This window comes from Dietzia sp. B44 (assembly GCF_014145245.1).
In the GTDB taxonomy this organism is placed as follows: Bacteria; Actinomycetota; Actinomycetes; order Mycobacteriales; family Mycobacteriaceae; genus Dietzia; species Dietzia natronolimnaea.
In genome coordinates, this window is record NZ_JAALEF010000069.1 from 1 (window position 1) to 4,547 (window position 4,547).

The following is a 4,547-nucleotide window of genomic DNA, read 5'->3' on the forward strand; positions in this document are numbered from 1 at the left end:
CAGCCGGTCGTCGGCGGCGAGCCGGTCGACGAGGTCGGGCTCGCGGCCCTCCTCCCGCATCGCCAGCGCCACCGCGACCGCGTTCTCCTTGATCGCCTCGTGCGCGACCTCACGACCGACCCCCGCCCGCACGGCCGCCATGAGGACCTTGGTGGTGGCCAGGAACGGCAGGTACCGCTGTAGCTCCTTGTCGATCACCGCAGGGTAGGCGCCGAACTCGTCGAGGACCGTCAGGAACGTCTCGAACATCCCGTCCAGCGCGAAGAACGCATCCGGCAGCGCGACGCGGCGCACCACCGAACAGAAGACGTCGCCCTCGTTCCACTGCGCGCCCGCCAGCTCGGCGGCCATGGAGCCGTACCCGCGCAGCACGACCTGCAGACCGTTCACGCGCTCGCAGGAGCGGGTGTTCATCTTGTGCGGCATGGCCGAGGACCCGACCTGACCGGGCTGGAAGCCCTCGGTGACCAGCTCGTGCCCGGCCATGAGCCGGATCGTGTGGGCCAGCGAGGACGGACCGGCTCCCAGCTGGACCAGCGCGGAGACGACCTCGTGGTCGAGGGACCGCGGGTACACCTGGCCGACCGAGTCCAGGGTCCGGGAGAAGCCCAGGTGCCCGGCGATGCGGCTCTCGAGCTCCGACATCTTCCCGGCGTCGCCCCCGAGCAGGTCGAGCATGTCCTGCGCGGTGCCCATCGGGCCCTTGATACCGCGCAGGGGGTACCGCTCCATCAGTGAGTCGACCCGCTCGAGCGCCAACAGCAGCTCATCGGCCGCGGAGGCGAAGCGCTTGCCCAGGGTGGTGGCCTGCGCGGCGACGTTGTGGCTGCGGCCGGCCATCACCTGGTCGCGGTGCGCCACCGCGTGCTCGGCCAACCGGCGAACCGCTGCCACCCCGCGGTCGCGGACCAACTCAAGGGAGCGGATCACCTGGAGCTGCTCGACGTTCTCGGTGAGGTCCCGGCTCGTCATTCCCTTGTGGATCTGCTCGTGTCCGGCGAGGGCGTTGAACTCCTCGATCCGGGCCTTGACATCGTGCCGGGTCACCCGCTCGCGCTCGGCGATCGACGCCAGGTCCACGCGATCGATCACGGCCTCGTAGGCCTCGATCACACCGTCGGGAACGGTGACTCCCAGATCACGCTGAGCGCGCAGGACGGCGATCCACAGCTGCCGCTCGAGCACGATCTTGTGCTCGGCGGACCACAGAGTGGCCAGGTCGGCGCTCGCGTAGCGCGAGGCGAGGACGTTGGAGATCCGGGGCTTGGTGGCCCGGGCGGGTACGGCGTTCTGGGCGGTCACGCCCCCAGTATCGCAGCCCGGTCAGGAGATCATCGAGCCGCCGGTGGACCCGGCGAGGATCTCGCGCGCGTTGAGGTAGACCTGATCCACCGTCAGCGGCGCCTCGAGCAACAGCCACGGGCGGGTGATGTAGACGATGGTGGTGATGATCTCGGCGGAACCCATGCGCCGACGTTAACCCGTGGGCGGCTGACGCGGGACCAGTACGGCCTCCAGTCGGTCCATCGCCTCGGCGATCTCGGCGGTGTCCCCGGCGAAGCTCAGGCGCACCGTGTGCCGACCATCGACGGTGTCGAAGTCGACGCCGGGTGTCAGCGCGACCCCCGTGCGTTCGAGGATCTCCGCGCACCACGCCACCGAGTCGTCGGTCCATTGCGAGACGTCGAAGTAGGTGTAGAAGGCTCCGTCGGGAGGTGCGGTCTCCCCCACCCCGAGTCCGGCGAGTCGGCGCAGCACGAGCTCGCGGTTCCGGGCGTACCGCTCCACGTGTGAGTCGAGCTCGCCTGCCGAGGCCTCGGTGAACGCGGCGACGGCGGCGAACTGGGCGTGCGCGGGCGGGCAGATGGTGAGGTTGCCGATGAGCCGGTCCACGGGGGCGCCCAGGTACCGCGGCAGCAGCATCCACCCGATCCGCCAGCCGGTCATGGAGAAGTATTTGGACACCGAGCCCATCACCACGGACTCGCGGCTCGTCCGCCATGCGCTCGCGCACTCCCGGCCGTAGGTGACGCCGTGGTAGATCTCGTCGCTGACCAGCAACGTGCCGTTGGCCTCGCACCAGCGCGCGAGGGCGGCGAGCTCGGCGGCGTCGATGATCGTCCCGGTCGGGTTGGCGGGACTGGCCACGATGAGGCCGGCGGGTGGGTGGCCCAGCTCCACCGTGACCGCCTCGAGCTGCGCGACCGTGGGTTGGTACCGGGTCCCGGGGCCGCAGGCGATCTCGTGGACGCGGCAGCCCAGGGCCTGGAGGGTGTTGCGGTAGGCGGGGTACCCGGGGCGGGCCATGACGACGGTGTCCCCGGGATCGAACGCGGCCAGGAAGAGCACCGTGAATCCGCCGGACGACCCGGTGGTGACGACGACGTCGTCGGCGGTCACCTCGACACCGTCCACCCGCCGGTGGTGGTCCGCGATCGCCTCCCGGAGCGGTCGGATTCCGATCGCCTCGGTGTAGCCGAGGATCTCGCCGTCCACCGCGCGCCGTGCGGCCTCCAGCACCGGCCCGGGCGCCGGGGTCGAGGGCTGCCCGGCACACAGGGAGATCACGTCGCCGTGGGTCTCCTGACGCCGCGCCGCCGCGGCCAGGACACTCATGACGTGGAACGGCTCGACGGCCGACCTGAGAGAGGGGGTACGCGCGACGCTCATGCCCCCGACGCTATCGCCCCCGTCAGGAGGTCAGTCCGAACACCCACACCAGGAGGGTCATGGTGACGAGCGTGATGAGCACGATCCCCACGAGGTTGAGCCACACCCCGCCGCGGATCATCTGGCCGAACGTCACGTATCCGGATCCGTACGCGATGGCGTTGGGCGGGGTCGCCACCGGCAGCATGAACGCGCAGGTGGCGGCCAGGGCGACCGGGACCGCCAGCAGCATCGGGTCGAGCCCGAGACCCAGCGCCACCCCACCCGCGACCGGCAGGAACGTCGCAGCGGTCGCGGTGTTGCTGGTCAGTTCGGTCAGGATGAGGACCCCGCCGGCGGCGACGACGACCAACAGGACGACCGGCAGGCCACCGAGGGCGGCGGACTTCTCACCGATCCAGTCGGTGAGCCCGGACCCGGAGAACTGGGCCGACAGCGCCAGCCCGCCGCCGAAGAGCAGGAGCACCCCCCAGGGCAGGGCGAGCGCGGCCTCCCACGTCAACAGGCGAACGCCACGCGCGGTGCCGGCGGGAAGCAGGAACAGCACGAGTCCGGCGATCAACGCGATCCCCGCGTCGGAGACGGGCGGGTCCTCCCACACCAACGGCACGGTCACCCACGCGACGGCGGCGGCGGCGAACACGGCCAGGACGCGTTTCTCGCCCGACGAGATGGGGCCGAGGCTGCGCAGCTCGTCGTCGAACAGTTGCCGCCCCCCGGGGATCCGCTCCACCTCCGGCTTGAACAGCACCTTGGTGAGCAGGAACCAGGCGACCAGGAGCATCACGATCGACAGTGGGAGACCCACCATCATCCACCGGCCGAAACCCAGGATGATGCCGTGCTCGCTCTCGAGGTAGCCGGCGAGCAGGGTGTTGGGCGGGGTTCCGATGATCGTCGCCAGCGATCCGATCGACGCGGCGTAAGCGATGCCCAACATGAGGGCGGTCCCGAAGTTCGACCGGATGACGGCCTTCTTGACCTCGTCGGACGTCGGGTCCGACGAGGAGTCCATCCGGGGCATCGACCCCTCGGGGTCGTCCTCCTGCCCTCCGGACCCGTTCCCGCCCAGTTCGGAGGCGAGCATGAGGACGGAGACGCCGATCGGCAGCATCATCACGGCCGTGGCGGTGTTGGACACCCACATGCTCAGGAAGCCGGTCGCGATCATGAACCCGGCGATGACCCGTGTCGAGCGGGTGCCCATCGCCCGGACCGTCAGCAGGGCGATCCGTCGGTGCAGGTTCCACCTCTGCATGGCGATCGCGATGAGGAATCCGCCCATGAACAGGAAGATGATGTTGTTGCCGTACTGGGCGCCGACGTCGTCGACCGAGATGTCCTGACCCAGCACCGGGAACGCGATGAGCGGCACCAGCGCCGTGGCGGGGATGGGGATGCACTCGGTCATCCACCAGATCCCCAGCAGCACCGCCACGGCAGCGGTCAGTCGCGCGTTGTGCTCCAGGTCCCCCGGCATGACCGTGTAGACCAGCACCGCGGCCGCGACCCCGGCGACGGTCCCGATCACACTGCGGACGAACTCGCCGCGGGGCACGGCGCCGTCGCGCTCACCGGGCGACTTCTGCTCGATCTCCGCGCCGCGGTCCGGGTCCGGGTCCAGGCCGCTCAGGTGGGGGGCCATGACCATCCTCCGGCCCCTCGGCCGATCACGGTCGCCGGTTGCCATCGCCTTCTCCGTCGCGCGCCACGCGTCCCGGAGCGGCCCCCCGGGACATTCGTGTACTCACCGTAAACGCGATCTCGGTCGGGGTCAGCCGATCAGCCCCCGAGCGACCCCAGCGGCGCCGAACCGAGCGCCCCCGAGCCCATCGAGAGCGACCCGTCGGGGGCCACCTCGAGGCCGAACACGGCGA

At 70.5% G+C, this 4,547-nt stretch carries 4 protein-coding genes; all 4 read right to left on the minus strand.

Annotated features, from left to right (window positions below; all coding sequences use genetic code 11):
• A partial coding sequence (gene purB, locus G6017_RS02960) for an adenylosuccinate lyase (RefSeq protein ID WP_182615876.1) occupies positions 1-1,302 on the minus strand: 1,302 nt, incomplete at its 3' end.
• Positions 1,303-1,323: 21 nt separating this feature from the next.
• Positions 1,324-1,467, minus strand: coding sequence for a hypothetical protein (locus G6017_RS02965; RefSeq protein WP_159110286.1), 144 nt, complete (start codon positions 1,465-1,467; stop codon positions 1,324-1,326).
• 9 nt (positions 1,468-1,476) lie between these two features.
• Positions 1,477-2,670 (minus strand): aminotransferase class I/II-fold pyridoxal phosphate-dependent enzyme, encoded by a 1,194-nt coding sequence (locus G6017_RS02970; RefSeq protein ID WP_182615878.1) that lies wholly within the window; start codon positions 2,668-2,670, stop codon positions 1,477-1,479.
• A gap of 22 nt (positions 2,671-2,692) precedes the next feature.
• Positions 2,693-4,315 (minus strand): SLC13 family permease, encoded by a 1,623-nt coding sequence (locus tag G6017_RS02975; RefSeq protein ID WP_241731349.1) that lies wholly within the window; start codon positions 4,313-4,315, stop codon positions 2,693-2,695.
• Between the last annotated feature and the right edge of the window lie 232 nt (positions 4,316-4,547).

What these genes read in the sequence shown, in the direction of transcription:
- G6017_RS02965 (WP_159110286.1), bottom strand. Translation starts at nt 1,467, where the DNA reads ATGGGTTCCGCCGAGATCATCACCACCATCGTCTACATCACCCGCCCG.
- G6017_RS02970 (WP_182615878.1), bottom strand. Translation starts at nt 2,670, where the DNA reads ATGAGCGTCGCGCGTACCCCCTCTCTCAGGTCGGCCGTCGAGCCGTTC.
- G6017_RS02975 (WP_241731349.1), bottom strand. Translation starts at nt 4,315, where the DNA reads ATGGCCCCCCACCTGAGCGGCCTGGACCCGGACCCGGACCGCGGCGCG.